This window comes from Aeromonas sp. FDAARGOS 1419, from assembly GCF_019047045.1.
GTDB classification, from domain to species: Bacteria; Pseudomonadota; Gammaproteobacteria; order Enterobacterales; family Aeromonadaceae; genus Aeromonas; species Aeromonas veronii.
Genome location: NZ_CP077209.1, coordinates 3793540 through 3807993, shown reverse-complemented (window position 1 = coordinate 3807993; position 14454 = coordinate 3793540). Strand labels below are relative to the sequence as shown.

Genomic DNA, 14454 nt, shown 5'->3' with positions numbered 1-14454 from the left:
ACCGTATCGAGAGCGATTGAAGCATGAGGAAGCGCGTTCTCTATGTACGGTACAAGTTACCTCTCGGGAGGTGCTGGTACCGTACAGTCTGTAGACCCACCAGCATCACAGCTTAGCTACGCTTATAAACTTCGTTTCTACCCTCCGCCGCACTCAATAAACGCTGGATAGATTCCCGTGATAGAGGAGCGTCATTCCCCCCAAACAGTTCGTTCGAGTGATCCCACAAAGCATTAGCCCAAGCAACATAGGTCACGCATTCATCAGGCCATCTACTGCGGGCATGAAGGGCTGCAACAAGCACACGCTCTCTGGTAGAAGCATGATATTCCGCGGTTGGATGGGGCTGAGACTCCCCCATATATGGGTTGCCCCATTCTCGGCGTGGTTCGCTGGTTACCTTGTTCATTACAGTGCCAGACTTCATATGCGCCTGAATTTTTAACAGGTCTTCACGCACCACGCGCAACCGCTTTTGCATATTGGGTATTACAGCGCCACTAAGATCGACCCCTAACGGGTCCCCCTCTCTCCACCATTGAGGCAATTCATTACCCACAAACCTCGTAGTGAGAGTCCAGCATATGTCCTCATACAGAGGGGGCGATTGTATTTGAGCAATATCGTAGGGAGTAAGCGCCCAGAGTCCGGTAATATTTACCTCCCGATGCCGCCAGCCGTCTTCTGGCCGTGGCAAACCTATGGCGGCATTGTATTGATATCCGGATTGGTAATAGGAGCGTTCTCGACCACCATCTACTGTCGGCAGGCTATTAAAATTCGTTGGTGGTTCTTCGTGATGAAAATGTATTTCATCAACAAATATCGCATAGTCTTTACCGCCGATTTCATAGTCATAAAATTCGGCATAGAGCGTGATGGCCCCTACTGCGGCCCAGTGATAAATATCCTCAACCTCGCAAGTTAGTAGCCTTGCAGCTCGCTCTGGGGGACAAAATTCAAGAGGGGCTAATGGGGATAATCCTGTTGCTGGCTGTTTTTGCGGTTGCTTTGCCATTGCGTTCACCTTCTAACGCACCCTTGAAATGGTCGCCGGGTCAGGTAGGCAAGGTTCCCTACTCTTCGATTGGCCGATCTAGGCCCGGCAAAGTCGTTACACCGCTCGGTTGAAATTCACAGGGCGCACATTGCCCCCTTGTTGGGATTCATAGAAGTCAGCAAGCCACTGCAGCAGCTTGCGGCGGTCATCCAGGTACTCGGCCCGGTGATAGGCAGCCCGCACCTTATTGCGTTCAGCGTGAGCCAGCTGGCGCTCGATAACGTCAGGATCAAAGCCTTCTTCGTTTAAGGTGGTGGATGCCAGAGCCCGGAACCCATGAGGAGTAGCAACGCCCGCATATCCCATCCGGCCCATCGCATAGCTCAGGGTGTTCTCACTCATGGGCTTGGTCAGGTTGCGCTCACTGGGAAATAACAGATCACAATGACCGGTGAGCTGGTGGAGCTCATCAAGGACAGCCAGCGCCTGCCGGGATAGTGGGACGATATGCTCTGAACGCATCTTCATCCGCTCAGCAGGGATCCGCCACTCGGCCCGCTCCAGGTCGAACTCATCCCAGCGAGCAAAGCGCACCTCGCCCGGGCGGGTCATGGTCAGCATCAGCAGATGGAAGGCAAGGCGAGTTGCAGGGTTAAGAGGCTCAACCGCAAGGCGGCGGTAGAACTCTGGCAGTTCCGCCCGGGGCAATGCCGGCCGGTGTTCTTTCTTGGCGGCTTTGAGTGCTCCTTTCAGGTCTTGGGCTGGGTTGTAGCTGGCTCGGCCTGTCTGGATGGCGTAACGCATGATGGCACTGATCCGCTGCAGCACTCGCCCAGCTGTTTCGGTCGCTCCGCGCTTCTCAACTTTCCGCAGGGCCTCCAGCATCATGGGGGCGGTCAGTTCAGCAACAGGAACAAGCCCAAGATCGGGGAAGGCATCGACCTCCAAGGATTCGATTACCCGAGTGGCGTGGCCTTGGCTCCAACGGGCAAGCTGGCTTTGGTGCCACTCCCGCGCCAATGCTTCGAAACTGCTTTCGCTGGCCAGCCGACTAGCAACCTTGCTTTGCTTGCGGACCAAGCCGGGATCAACGCCATCGGCGATCAGGCGGCGGGCATCATCCCGCTTAGCTCTCGCCTCTTTCAGTGACACCTCTGGATAGACACCCAGGGCAAGCGCCTTCTCTTTGCCACCATGGCGATACTTGAGCCGCCAGTACTTACCAGACTGATTGACCAGCAGGAACAGTCCCTTCTCATCGGAAAGCTTCTGAGGCTTGCCGCTGAACTTGGCTTGCCTGGCTGCGGTATCGGATAACGGCATGGGGGTATCTCCCGTCTCTGCTTGGGGGTACTTATCGCATGCTGGGGGACAAAAAGTGGACACTCTGCGGGCCTGTAACGGCGCGGGCTGGTGGCCTGAGGGGGTACTTTTTACCCCCATCTGGACTGATACCCCCAGATGTACCCCCGGTAATGGGGGTATGTCATGAGGCTATATGATACGACAGGAAATAACAAAAAACCCGCAGAGCCTTAAGCTATGCGGGTTTCAGGTCTGCCGTGATACGGCATGAAACTGTAATATGGTGCCCGGGGTCGGACTCGAACCGACACGGTTATTCACCGGCGGATTTTGAATCCGCTGCGTCTACCGATTTCGCCACCCGGGCAACTGCGAGGGATTATACGAATGGCGCGATGCCATGCAAGGTGTTTTTCGATTGAACACTCCCGTTTGTTCATTTATTCAACGCCTTGCCGATGCGGGGCCAGTTACATAGAATGCCGCCATCATCTTAATGGAATAAAAACGATGGCCAAGCCTAAAAAAGTCCAACAAAAATCCCCCTCTCCCGCCACTCAGCCATACCCGTCAGCGGGTCTGCTGCGTCGCCTCGGCGCCCTCATCTATGATGCGCTGGTGGTGACTTCGCTGCTGATCATCGCCGGCTTTATCGGCATGGGTGTCGCCAAGCTGTTGCTGGTCACCGGCATGGCCAGCGTACCGGCGGGTGAAGATACCGTCTGGTTGCTGACCCGCCACCACCTGAGCCTGATCTACACCCTGTGGCTCGCCTTCGTCATCTGCGGTTTCTACACCTGGTTCTGGACCCGCGCTGGCCAGACCGTCGGCATGCGCGCCTGGCGGCTGCGCATTCAGAACGAGGATGGCAGCCACATCCGCGTTACCCAGGCGCTGATCCGTCTCGCCACCGCCGCCTTTGGTCTGGGCAACCTGATGTGCCTGTTCAACCGCCAGCGTCCGCGGGCGTTTCAGGATATCTGGGCCGAGTGCGAAGTGATCGTGCTGAGCAAGCAGGAAAATCTGGAATTGCTTAACAAGTAATACCGAAGCAATGCAGCAACGAAAGAGGGCACCAACAGGTGCCCTCTTTGCATTTCCTCATAACCTCGTGCGGGTTACTGCTTGCGGCTGAGGATGTAGAAGGAGATGCCGCCAAACAGCAGGCTGGGCGCAATAGCCGCCAGAATGGGCGGTACCGCATAGACCAGACTGATGGGGCCAAACACCCGATCACTCACATAGACGGCAAAGCCGGTCATGATCCCCATCAGCATCCGAGCCCCCATGCTCACCGAGCGTAGCGGGCCGAAGATGAAGGAGGAGGCCAGCAGGATCATCGCCACCACCGAGAGCGGTGACAGCAATTTGCGCCACATCTCCAGCTTGTAGCGACCGGCATCCTGCTTGTTGGCATCGAGATAGCCGATGTAGTCGAGCAGACCGGAGACCGAGAGGTTCTCGGGGTCGATACTCACCACCCCCAGCTGCTTGGGCGTCAGCTCCGAGCTCCACTCCATCTTGTCATGCTGTTCGCTGCGGATCTGCGCCGGGTCGTCGAAGCGGGTAACTTGCGTCTGCTTGAGCAGCCAGTGGTGACGCTCGAACACCCCCTCCTGCGCCTGCACCACGTCGATCAGCTTGCGCTCGGGGGTGAAGCGATAGAGGGTGATGCCGGTGAGGGCGCCATCGTTACGCACCCCGTTGATATTGACGAAGTTGTTGCCATCGCGAGCCCACACCCCGTAGGCGGAAACCGTCAGACGACCTTCGGACAGCGCGCCCGCCTTGATGTCATCGGCCATCCGCTTGGCGATGGGGGCCACATATTCCCCCATCAACCCCACCATGATCATCAGCGGGATCGCCGTCTTGAGCGCCGCCATCACGATACTGATCTTGGAGCGACCCGCCGCCTGCATCACCACCAGCTCGGAACTGGTCGCCAGCTGACCCAGACCAATCAGGCCACCCAGCAGCGCGGCCAGCGGGAAGAAGAGCACCGCCTCTTTCGGCATCGAAAGCAGCACATAGTAGAGGGCGTTGAGCATGTCGTAATTGCCGTCACCGACCGACTTGAGCTGCTCCACATACTTGATGAGCGCTGCAAGGCCAACGAGCGTGATTTCACACAGCAGGATCGACATAAAGATGACCCTACCGATATACCTATCGAGAATGCCAAACATCAGCAGAAGTTCCTATGTTGCAGCATCATGCTGATTTTCTGTTGAAATAGCGCCCTTTCACCCCGTTCCACCAGCTGGTTCCCTGCAGATTGAGGGGCAGGCCGATAAACAGCAGGTAACCGAGCGGCACCAGGAACATCCCCGGCCAGTAGGGCAGCCGACCGCTGTCGATGGCCGAACGGGCGGCGCTGAGCAGCAGGAAGTAGGAGAGATAGAGCATGATGGCCGGCAACAGCTTGGCGTAGCGCCCCTGACGGGGGTTGACCCGCGCCAGCGGTACCACCAGCAGGGTCAGCACCGGAATGGAGAGGGGCAGCGAGATACGCCACTGCAATTCCGCCATCATGGCGTTGTCCTGGGTACCGAACAGTTCCATGGTCGGCTTGGCCGCCGCCTTGCGGTTGGAACGCTCCATCTCCTGCTGACGGATCACCAGACCATATTCGCGAAAATCGGAGATCTGGAACTGCTTGCCGGAGAAGTTCCCCTCGTAGCGGGAGCCATCCATCAGGGTCAGCCACTGCAGACCGTTCTCATCGACCGTAACCACCCCTTCGGTCGCCACCACCACCGAGGGAGGATTGTTCCCCTCAGCCCGCTGCAGCACGAAGATCTTTTGCAGTTTTGAGCCGTTGTCGTTCAAATCCTGGATATAGGCAACCAGACGCCCCTTGTCGAGCTCCATAAAGCGGCCAGGCTGCAGGAAGGAGATACCCGGATCGGCTTTGAACTGGTCGATCACCTGCGACTCGCGCTCCTTGGCCTGCGGAGCGATCCAGCCGGTGTTGAACGCTGCGACTGCGGCAGTCAGCAAGGCTAGCAACATGGCGCTGCGCATCACGAAACGGTGGCTGAAACCGACCGCATGCATCACCGTCATCTCGCTTTCGGCATAGAGGCGTCCGTGAGCGAACAAGATGGCCAAAAACAGGCTGATTGGCAGCATCAACAGCGCCATATTGGGCAAGTTGAGCAGCAGCAGGGTAGAGACCAGACGTGTCGGCACCTGGCCATCGGCGGCGTCACCGATGATCTTGATAAATTGTTGGCTGACAAAGATAAGCAGCAATACGAATAACACTGCCAGCTGGGTTTTCAGGGTTTCCCTGAACAAATATCGGAAAACGATCACAGTCATTCCCAAGTAAACTTGTGTTTTTAGTCGAATGCCTGAAAAATAGGGCCGTATATTGGATTTTTACCAGTTTGAACTGCGGAGCCTGTGGCTGTTCGCTCCGCCTCTGATACCCCAACAAGCACCGCATTATTCAATAAAAGGTGCCTTTTGTCTTTAGGATGTAGGAGATTCCATGGAGTTCAGTGTAAAGAGTGGCAGTCCAGAGAAGCAACGGAGCGCCTGCGTCGTAGTCGGCGTATTTGAGCCTCGTCGCCTCTCTCCGGTTGCCGAACAACTGGACAAGATCAGCGATGGCTATATCAGTTCGCTGCTGCGCCGTGGCGACCTGGAAGGGAAACCAGGCCAGATGCTGCTGCTGCATCAAGTACCGGGCGTGCTCAGCGAGCGCGTACTGCTGGTCGGATGCGGCAAGGAGCGGGAACTCGACGAACGCCAGTACAAGCAGATCATCAACAAGACCATCACCACCCTGAACGAAACCGGCTCCATGGAAGCGGTCTGCTTCCTCACCGAGCTGCACGTCAAGGGTCGGGATACCTATTGGAAGGTACGCCAGGCGGTAGAAACCACCAAGGCGGGCCTCTACAGCTTCGATCAGTTCAAGACCAACAAGGCCGAGCCACGTCGCCCGCTGCGCAAGCTGGTATTCAACGTGCCGACGCGTCGGGAACTGACCATTGGTGAAAAAGCCATCGCTCACGGTCTGGCCGTGGCCAAGGGTGTGCGGGTCTGCCGCGACGTGGCGAACATGCCGCCCAACGTCTGCAACCCGGCCTATCTGGCCTCCCAGGCCCGTCGTCTGGCCGATGCCTACGACAACATCACCACCAAGGTGGTGGGCGAGCAGGAGATGGCCGAGCTCGGCATGAACTCCTATCTGGCGGTGGCCCGCGGCTCCGACAATGAAGCCATGATGGCCATCATCGAATACAAGGGTCATCCGGATGCCAAGCCCATCGTGCTGGTCGGCAAGGGTCTGACCTTTGACTCCGGCGGCATCTCCATCAAGCCGGCCGACGGTATGGACGAGATGAAGTACGACATGGGTGGCGCTGCCTCCGTGCTCGGTACCATGCATGCGCTGGCCCAGCTGCAACTGCCGATCAACGTCATCGGCGTGCTGGCAGGCTGCGAGAACATGCCGGGTGGCAACGCCTATCGCCCGGGTGACATCCTCACCTCCATGTCAGGCCAGACCATCGAAGTCCTCAACACAGATGCGGAAGGTCGTCTGGTGCTGTGTGATGCACTGACCTATGTGGACCGCTTCGATCCGGAAACCGTGATCGACGTGGCGACCCTGACCGGTGCCTGCGTCATCGCGCTGGGTCACCACACCTCGGGTCTGCTGGCCAACCACAACCCGCTGGCCCACGAGCTGCTCAACGCCTCCGAGCAGGCGGGTGATCGCGCCTGGCGTCTGCCGCTGTTCGACGAGTATCAAGAGCAGATCGACAGCCCGTTCGCCGACATGGCCAACATCGGCGGTCGTCCTGCCGGTACCATCACCGCGGCCGCCTTCCTGTCACGCTTCACCAAGAAGTACAACTGGGCCCACCTGGATATCGCCGGGACCGCCTGGAAGAGTGGCAAGGATAAAGGCTCCACCGGGCGTCCGGTGCCCCTGCTGACCCAGTTCCTGCTGAACCGGGCTGGCGTGGATATCGAAGAGAAAGAGTAACTCTCCCACCCTGTCTGATGCGTACATCAACGGGGTTGGCGTTACCCTGAACCACAAGGAAGAGGCCCGCCTCTTCCTTGTTTCATTCTTGAATCAGTGAGCTGCGGACGGGAAACGCCCCGTCAGCCTCATGAGGCGGTCAACAGTCCGTCACCGCAAAACGGGATCAACCTGATGAGCCAAGTGACCTTTTACCTGATGAGCGAACAGGATGACGCGCAGGCCTCCGCCGTCGAGCGACTGGCCTGCACTCTCGCGGCCGAGTCGTGGGGGGCGGGCCATATCTACCTGTTCTGCAACGATGAGGCCCAGGCCCTGCGTCTGGACGAACTGTTGTGGCAATTGCCGCCGGAGCGCTTTGTGCCGCACCAGCTGCAGGGCGAAAGCGGCATGGCCCCGGTGGAGATCGGCTATCAGCCACCGAAACGGCGCTACGCCCGCCTCATCAATCTGGCCACTGCGACACCTTTGTTTGCAGGACACTTCGCTCAAGTGGTAGATTTTGTCCCCACTGACGAAACACAAAAGCAGCAAGCTCGCGAGCGCTACAAGCACTATCGCCAGGCAGGCCATGCCCTCGAAATGAGGGATCAGCCCGTCCTTGCCGCACCGGATCCGGCGCAGCCCTGACTGCAACCAATTGATCCATAAAGAATCAACACCAGACTCCATCCATCCAGATTACGGCGAGACCATGGAAAAGACTTTTAATCACAACGCCATCGAACAGGCGCTCTATCAGCACTGGGAAGCCCAGGGTTACTTCAAGCCCCACGGCGACACCAGCAAAGACTCCTTCTGCATCATGATCCCGCCGCCGAACGTCACCGGCAGCCTGCACATGGGTCACGCCTTCCAGCAAACCCTGATGGATACCCTGATCCGCTACAACCGCATGCAGGGCAAGAACACCCTGTGGCAGGCAGGTACCGACCACGCCGGTATCGCCACCCAGATGGTGGTTGAGCGCAAGATCGCCGCAGAAGAGGGCAAGACTCGCCACGATTACGGCCGTGATGCCTTCATCGACAAGATTTGGCAGTGGAAGGAAGAGTCCGGCGGTACCATCACCCGCCAGATGCGTCGTCTGGGCGACTCCGTGGATTGGGAGCGCGAGCGCTTTACCATGGATGAGGGTCTCTCCGCTGCCGTGCAGGAAGTGTTTGTCCGTCTTTACGAAGATGGCCTGATGTACCGTGGCAAGCGTCTGGTGAACTGGGATCCGAAACTCAACACGGCCATCTCCGATCTGGAAGTGGAGAACCGCGAGATCAAGGGCCACATGTGGCACCTGCGCTATCCGCTGGCCAACGGCGCCAAGACCGCTGAAGGCAAGGATTACCTGATCGTCGCCACCACCCGTCCGGAGACCATGCTGGGCGATACCGCCGTGGCCGTGAACCCGGAAGACCCGCGCTACAAGGCGCTGATCGGCCAGCACATCCTGCTGCCGCTGGTGAACCGTCTGATCCCCATCGTTGCCGACGAACACGCCGACATGGAGAAGGGCACCGGTTGCGTGAAGATCACACCGGCCCACGACTTCAACGATAACGAAGTAGGCAAGCGCCACAGCCTGCCGATGATCAACATCTTCACTCTGGACGCCCACGTGCGTGCCGAGGCCGAAGTGGTCGATACCAACGGCAACCCGAGCACCGCCTACGATGCCGCCCTGCCAGCCGAGTTCGCCGGTCTGGAGCGTTTCGCCGCCCGTAAAGCGATTCTGGCCAAGCTCGAAGAGCTGGGTCTGCTGGACGAGATCAAGGATCACGTGCTGCAACAGCCTTACGGCGATCGCGGTGGCGTGCCCATCGAGCCGATGCTGACCGACCAGTGGTACGTGCGCGTGGCACCGATGGCCAAGACCGCCATCGAGGCGGTGGAAGATGGCCGCATCCAGTTCGTGCCGAAGCAGTACGAAAACATGTACTTCTCCTGGATGCGCGACATTCAGGACTGGTGCGTCTCCCGTCAACTGTGGTGGGGTCACCGCATCCCTGCATGGTATGACGACGCAGGCAACGTCTACGTTGGCCGCAGCGAAGATGAAGTGCGCGCCAAACACAGCATCCCGGCCGTAACCGTACTGCGTCAGGACGAAGACGTGCTCGACACCTGGTTCAGCTCCGCTCTGTGGACCTTCTCCACTCTGGGCTGGCCGAACAACACCGAGGCACTCAAGACCTTCCACCCGACCGACGTGCTGATGAGCGGCTTCGACATCATCTTCTTCTGGATTGCCCGGATGATCATGATGACCATGCACTTCATCAAGGACGAAAACGGCCAGCCGCAAGTCCCGTTCAAGACCGTCTACATCACTGGCCTTATCCGTGACGAAGAGGGCCAGAAGATGTCCAAGTCCAAGGGCAACGTGCTGGACCCGCTCGACATGATCGACGGCATCTCGCTGGAAGATCTGCTGGAGAAGCGCACCGGCAACATGATGCAGCCGCAGATGGCCGAGAAGATCGCCAAGCGTACCGCCAAGCAGTTCCCGGAAGGGATCGATGCCCACGGTACCGACGCCCTGCGCTTCACCCTGGCGGCGCTGGCCTCTACCGGTCGTGACATCAACTGGGACATGAAGCGCCTGGATGGCTACAACAACTTCTGCAACAAGTTGTGGAACGCCTCCCGTTATGTGCTGATGAACACCGAAGATCAGGACTGCGGTTTTGCCGGTGGCGAGATGCAGTTCAGTCTGGCGGATCGCTGGATCCAGTCCCAGCTGCAAGTAGCCATCCGTGACTTCCGTACCGCCCTCGATACCTACCGCTTCGATATCGCGGCTGGCGTGCTGTACGAATTTATCTGGAACCAGTTCTGTGACTGGTATCTGGAGCTGACCAAGCCGGTGCTGACCAAGGGTTCCGAGGCCGAGCAGCGCGCTGCCCGCCACACCCTGGTGACCGTGCTCGAAACCCTGCTGCGTCTGGCACACCCGATCATCCCGTTCATCACCGAGACCATCTGGAAATCGGTCGCGCCGCTGGCTGGCGTACACGCCGACACCATCATGATTCAGGCCTTCCCGGAGTTCGACGCCGCCAAGGTGGACGAAGCCGCGATGGCGGATCAGGAGTGGGTGAAGGAGTTCATCGTCAGCATCCGCAACATCCGCGCCGAGATGAACGTGGCGCCGAGCGTGCCCCTCAACGTGCTGCTCCAGTGCGATGCCAAGGATGCCAAGCGCGCCGCTGACAACGAGGCCTTCCTCAAGTCGCTGGCCCGTCTGGAGTCCATCCGCGTACTGGCGGACGGTGAAACCGCACCGCTGTCAGTGAAGAAGCTGATCGGCGCTACCGAGCTGATGATCCCGATGGCTGGTCTCATCGACAAGGATGCGGAACTGGCCCGTCTGGCCAAAGAGGTTGCCCGTCTGGTGGGCGAGTGCGGCCGTATCGAAGGCAAGCTTGGCAACGAAGCCTTCGTCGCTAAGGCGCCGGAAGCTGTCATCGCCAAAGAGCGCGAGAAGCTGGAAGATTACCGTCTCCAGCTGACCAAGCTGGAAGCCCAGCAGGCTGAAATCGCCGCGCTGTAAGCACCGCCCCAACCGATACAACAAAGCCCCCTGCCAAGGGGGCTTTTTCATATCCGCGCTTCCCGTTTCAGCTCACCAGCAGCCAGCCGCAGAAACCGAGATAGAGCAGACCGACCTGCGCCAACCGCCCGGCGGTCATGGCCCCCTTTCTGAACCCCCACCAGAGCAACCCCACCGCCAGCAGCGTCACCAGCGAGGAGGCCATCATGGCGCCATCCAGCAACCAGGGGGTAAAGAGCAGACAGAAGGCCTTGGGGATAGTGCCCTGGATCATCATGGCTCCGGAGATATTAGCCAGCGCCAGCCGATTCTTGCCCTGTCGCACCCAGATCAGCACGTTCATCAGCTCCGGCATCTCGGTCGCCACCGGACTCAACAGCAGGGCTGCCAGCACCGGCGAGAGGCCAAACAGTTCGCCCATGCTCTCCAGCTGATGGACAAACAGCTGTGCCGCCAGCGCCACTACCACTAACGCAGCCAGCGTCTGCAACAGCACCTTGCCAAGGGGCGGGATCCCGGCATCTGGGGCCAGCTTGAGGGGCTCCGGCAATTCGACTTCGTGGCTGTCAGCCTGTTTCAGCTCGCGCCTTACATAGACGAGGTAGACCAGCAGGAAGAGCGGGGCTAGCCAGCTCTTGCCGGTGAAGGCGACCAGTCCCAGCGCGGTTGCCACCAGAAATATGCCGATAAACCAGCGCTGATCCCGGCCAATCTCGCGCTGCACCTCGCCATCGATGGCCCGTTCGGTACGCCCCATGCAAAGCAGCAGGGTGAGGCCAACCGCCGCATAGCCGATGGTCGCCAGCACCAGCGGCCCGCCAAGGGCGGCACCAATGCCGATCTCCTGCTGGGCGGTTGTGTTGCCCATCAGCAGGGCGGTCAGGGTCACAATGCACTCGGGCAGCGCCGTACCCAGTGCTGCCAGCAGGGAGCCGGTGGCGCTTTGGGAGAGTTTGAAGTGGTGGCCGGTCCACTCGATGCCGTTGACGAAGTATTCGCAGGCAAGGTAGATGGTGACCGCAGAGACGAGAAATAACAGCAGGGTAATCAACATAATAGATACCGCCAGGCGAGCAGAGTAACCGATGGACCCGACATGGCTCGCCCGGCTGGCGTGCATATCGAGGCCAAAGGTCTTGCAGAGCGATAGTGCCTATCGCCGCCCATGCCATGGATGCGAGGATCCAAGAGTGTTGACATGGGCCCGGCCCGGAATGCGGGCGGGTTGCTACTCCCCAATGACTGAGGGGACGTTTTACCAACTCGACCGCCGCCTCACAAGGCAAATTAATGACAACTCATTCAATAAGTTGTAAGGGAATGTAACCTCGCCAGCCTCCCCTCCCCGCCGTCATTGCGCTGTTGGCACACCGATTGCTGTAGGTAGTTCACTATCCACAACAGTTTGGGAAGGATGAACAATGAAACGGTGGATCCAACATTTCTATCAACTGAACCGCCTCAATTGGCTGATGGTCTGGTTGTTGCTCTGCTGCAGCATCATTCTGCTGTTTCCGGCCGGGCTGATGAAAGGGGCCGTCAGCCAGTGGGCTGCGGATCATGCGGCCTGGCTGGGGGTCGGCATGCTGATCGCCATCTCCTACTTCTGCAGTCAGGGCTTCCTGATCGCCTGGGAGTGGGCATGCGAAGAGTGGCAGGCGCGCCGTCAGCAGGACCAGCTGGCCCAGATGATCGGCTTCCTCGACTTCAACGAGAAGGCGGTGCTGCGCGAGTTCGTGCTGCAGCGTAAAAGCGTCATAAACTTGCCGATCACCGAGCCCGCCGTCAAAAACCTGATGGATGCCGGCGTCCTCACCTACGCCTACGGCAAGCCGACCCGGGAGAAGGATGACGAGAACCAGATCCGCGCCCTGATGATCGCCCTGCCCGCCCGACCGCTGCTCACCTACAAGGTGCTGGGGCTGTCGCGCGGCAAGATGAGCGACGAGCAGGTGGAACAGATCATGAACGCCCGTCCCAAGTTCGCCCAGAAGGGGTTCCAGCGCTAACCGCCGCCCTATCCGCCAGATGCAAAAGAGCCGGACACTGTCCGGCTCTCTAATTTCTGCGCGACGTTCTGTACCATCCCTTACGTCTTGTTGTGCCCTACCCCTTCAGACTGGAGCAAAAGCTGACATCGTCCTGCACCGGATCATCGCTCATGCTGTGATAGAGCTCGAAGCAGGGACCATTGCCAAACTCCAGCCCGGCAGCAACGATGTCGCCGATATGTTCCTGCCAACGCGGGCCATACTGACTGCGGTCGGTAATAAGATAACGGGACTGCGCGTAACGACCGGCGGGAATAAGCTGGATCTCGACCGCTCCCATCCCCACCGTCCCCGCAGGTACCGTCACCCCGATGTCTGTGCGACACTGGGCTGGCGGGGTCACCTCGGGGTTATCGTGATAGATGAAGATCCACTCCCCACCTTCCAGACCGCGGGCGCTGGCCCACTGATGCAACTGGCTGCAGACGGGGTCATACCCCTCGCCATAGGGGCCGGTGACACGCATATAGGCCAGGGTGCGGGCGTCCATCTCGATGGTTTTCATGGTATTGCTCCTTGCTGATGAGTGACCCTCAGCATAAGGATTCGGCTGCACAAGTGCGTGTCCATCCTTGCTCATCAAGTGTCCATTCTTGCTCTTGTCGCGGCGAAACTCTCCCGGCGAGCAACCATAGTAACGGCGAAATACCTTGGCAAACGCCTGGGAGCTGGCGAGCCCCGCCCCCAACGCAATGGCCGTGACACTGGCATCGGTATAGCAGAGCTGCCAAGCAGCCCGCTGGATGCGCAGACGACGACACATCTCCCCGGGCGTCTCCCCCGCCACAGCCGTAAACACCCGGTGAAAATGGTAGAAAGACAAGCAGGCACTGCTTGCCAGCGTTTCAATGGAGAGATCGGGATTCTGCTCCAGCGCCCGGATCACCGGGCGCAATCTGGCCTGATAATCGACCATACCGTTAGCGACTGGCGCCCCCCGCGACTCTGGCCATATAGAGCGCATCCACATAACGCCCCTGGCGGAAGGCATAGTCACGGGCTCGCCCCTCCTCGGTAAAACCGAACTTGCGATAAAGCGCCTGTGCGGCCTCATTGTCGGTATAGACGGTCAGCTCAATCCGGTGCAGGTTGAGCCAGTTATCGGCCAGATCCAGCGCCGCGGCCATCAGGGCAGAGCCAACCCCCTTGCCAGCCCAGTCATCCCGCACCCCCATGCCGATCCCGGCCACATGCTTGCGTCTGGGATTGGGTTCTACGTGCAAGGAGATCTGGCCCACCAGCAGCCCCTCTACCTCCGCCACCAAGGCGACCACATCACTGCTCTCCAACCGCTTCTGCCACTGGCTAAGGGGTGGCATAGGCAGGTGCAAAGTGCCCGCCTGGGCATTGGGCATGGCGTAAAGATCCCGCAAGGCGGGGGCATCGGCGGGTTCGGCATGACGGATAGTAATCTGCATATGAGGCTCCTTCTCGAAACCTCCATCATGCAATATCCAGCGCGGTTACACATCCCCCACCTGCACCCATTTGTCTTGCCTATCAAAGGGCGAGGAAAGGCCCATTGGCCGAGCACGACGCAGAT

General features: G+C 59.1%; 12 protein-coding genes, 1 tRNA gene and 1 riboswitch. Of the genes, 5 read left to right on the top strand and 8 right to left on the bottom strand.

The features are described 5' to 3' along the window. Positions 1 to 112 precede the first annotated feature (112 nt). The 3 genes from I6L49_RS17360 to I6L49_RS17350 all read right to left on the bottom strand — a co-directional run bounded on the left by I6L49_RS17360 (position 113) and on the right by I6L49_RS17350 (position 2672). Positions 113 to 1018, bottom strand: coding sequence for a hypothetical protein (locus tag I6L49_RS17360; RefSeq protein WP_216950017.1), 906 nt, complete (start codon positions 1016 to 1018; stop codon positions 113 to 115). Between the two features lie 96 nt (positions 1019 to 1114). Next, positions 1115 to 2323, bottom strand: coding sequence for a tyrosine-type recombinase/integrase (locus I6L49_RS17355; protein ID WP_151286502.1), 1209 nt, complete (start codon positions 2321 to 2323; stop codon positions 1115 to 1117). 263 nt (positions 2324 to 2586) lie between these two features. After that, positions 2587 to 2672, bottom strand: a tRNA-Leu gene (locus I6L49_RS17350). A gap of 143 nt (positions 2673 to 2815) precedes the next feature. On the opposite strand from I6L49_RS17350, the gene I6L49_RS17345 reads away from it, so the two are divergent. Next, entirely contained in the window at positions 2816 to 3349 is a 534-nt protein-coding gene (locus I6L49_RS17345) for an RDD family protein (protein WP_005336420.1), read from the top strand. A gap of 74 nt (positions 3350 to 3423) precedes the next feature. Here the strand turns inward: I6L49_RS17345 and lptG are convergent, their stop codons facing one another. Next, the gene (gene lptG, locus I6L49_RS17340) at positions 3424 to 4494 is read right to left on the bottom strand and encodes an LPS export ABC transporter permease LptG (RefSeq protein WP_128814835.1); all 1071 of its coding nucleotides are present in this window, start codon (positions 4492 to 4494) and stop codon (positions 3424 to 3426) included. Between the two features lie 25 nt (positions 4495 to 4519). Beyond that, the gene (gene lptF / locus I6L49_RS17335; RefSeq protein WP_162506282.1) at positions 4520 to 5632 is read right to left on the bottom strand and encodes an LPS export ABC transporter permease LptF; all 1113 of its coding nucleotides are present in this window, start codon (positions 5630 to 5632) and stop codon (positions 4520 to 4522) included. 172 nt (positions 5633 to 5804) lie between these two features. On the opposite strand from lptF, the gene pepA reads away from it, so the two are divergent. The 3 genes from pepA to I6L49_RS17320 all read left to right on the top strand — a co-directional run bounded on the left by pepA (position 5805) and on the right by I6L49_RS17320 (position 10860). Further along, positions 5805 to 7313, top strand: a complete 1509-nt coding sequence (gene pepA, locus I6L49_RS17330; RefSeq protein WP_005336423.1) for a leucyl aminopeptidase — start codon at positions 5805 to 5807, stop codon at positions 7311 to 7313. Between the two features lie 174 nt (positions 7314 to 7487). Continuing rightward, complete coding sequence (locus tag I6L49_RS17325; RefSeq protein WP_150995509.1) at positions 7488 to 7943, top strand: DNA polymerase III subunit chi; 456 nt, start codon at positions 7488 to 7490, stop codon at positions 7941 to 7943. Positions 7944 to 8007: 64 nt separating this feature from the next. After that, positions 8008 to 10860, top strand: a complete 2853-nt coding sequence (locus I6L49_RS17320) for a valine--tRNA ligase (protein WP_216950016.1) — start codon at positions 8008 to 8010, stop codon at positions 10858 to 10860. 67 nt (positions 10861 to 10927) lie between these two features. On the opposite strand, the gene I6L49_RS17315 is transcribed toward I6L49_RS17320, so the two are convergent. After that, positions 10928 to 11914, bottom strand: coding sequence for a sodium:calcium antiporter (locus tag I6L49_RS17315; protein ID WP_216950015.1), 987 nt, complete (start codon positions 11912 to 11914; stop codon positions 10928 to 10930). 88 nt (positions 11915 to 12002) lie between these two features. Next, a riboswitch (yybP-ykoY riboswitch) is annotated at positions 12003 to 12109 on the bottom strand. Between the two features lie 172 nt (positions 12110 to 12281). On the opposite strand from I6L49_RS17315, the gene I6L49_RS17310 reads away from it, so the two are divergent. Beyond that, a complete protein-coding gene (locus I6L49_RS17310) occupies positions 12282 to 12869 on the top strand; it encodes a superinfection exclusion B family protein (protein WP_005336432.1) in 588 nt (195 codons plus the stop codon). Positions 12870 to 12966: 97 nt separating this feature from the next. Here I6L49_RS17310 and I6L49_RS17305 read toward each other — a convergent pair whose 3' ends face one another. Together I6L49_RS17305 and I6L49_RS17300 are read right to left on the bottom strand one after the other, a co-directional pair. Next, positions 12967 to 13827, bottom strand: coding sequence for a GyrI-like domain-containing protein (locus I6L49_RS17305; protein WP_204382786.1), 861 nt, complete (start codon positions 13825 to 13827; stop codon positions 12967 to 12969). A 4-nt stretch (positions 13828 to 13831) separates the two neighbouring features. Continuing rightward, positions 13832 to 14329 (bottom strand): GNAT family N-acetyltransferase, encoded by a 498-nt coding sequence (locus tag I6L49_RS17300; protein ID WP_216950014.1) that lies wholly within the window; start codon positions 14327 to 14329, stop codon positions 13832 to 13834. Positions 14330 to 14454: the final 125 nt, after the last annotated feature.

Bases quoted from the DNA above. Each gene is read 5' to 3' on its own strand.
- I6L49_RS17360 (WP_216950017.1), bottom strand. From the start codon at position 1,018: ATGGCAAAGCAACCGCAAAAACAGCCAGCAACAGGATTATCCCCATTA.
- I6L49_RS17355 (WP_151286502.1), bottom strand. From the start codon at position 2,323: ATGCCGTTATCCGATACCGCAGCCAGGCAAGCCAAGTTCAGCGGCAAG.
- I6L49_RS17345 (WP_005336420.1), top strand. From the start codon at position 2,816: ATGGCCAAGCCTAAAAAAGTCCAACAAAAATCCCCCTCTCCCGCCACT.
- lptG (WP_128814835.1), bottom strand. From the start codon at position 4,494: ATGTTTGGCATTCTCGATAGGTATATCGGTAGGGTCATCTTTATGTCG.
- lptF (WP_162506282.1), bottom strand. From the start codon at position 5,632: ATGACTGTGATCGTTTTCCGATATTTGTTCAGGGAAACCCTGAAAACC.
- pepA (WP_005336423.1), top strand. From the start codon at position 5,805: ATGGAGTTCAGTGTAAAGAGTGGCAGTCCAGAGAAGCAACGGAGCGCC.
- I6L49_RS17325 (WP_150995509.1), top strand. From the start codon at position 7,488: ATGAGCCAAGTGACCTTTTACCTGATGAGCGAACAGGATGACGCGCAG.
- I6L49_RS17320 (WP_216950016.1), top strand. From the start codon at position 8,008: ATGGAAAAGACTTTTAATCACAACGCCATCGAACAGGCGCTCTATCAG.
- I6L49_RS17315 (WP_216950015.1), bottom strand. From the start codon at position 11,914: ATGTTGATTACCCTGCTGTTATTTCTCGTCTCTGCGGTCACCATCTAC.
- I6L49_RS17310 (WP_005336432.1), top strand. From the start codon at position 12,282: ATGAAACGGTGGATCCAACATTTCTATCAACTGAACCGCCTCAATTGG.
- I6L49_RS17305 (WP_204382786.1), bottom strand. From the start codon at position 13,827: ATGGTCGATTATCAGGCCAGATTGCGCCCGGTGATCCGGGCGCTGGAG.
- I6L49_RS17300 (WP_216950014.1), bottom strand. From the start codon at position 14,329: ATGCAGATTACTATCCGTCATGCCGAACCCGCCGATGCCCCCGCCTTG.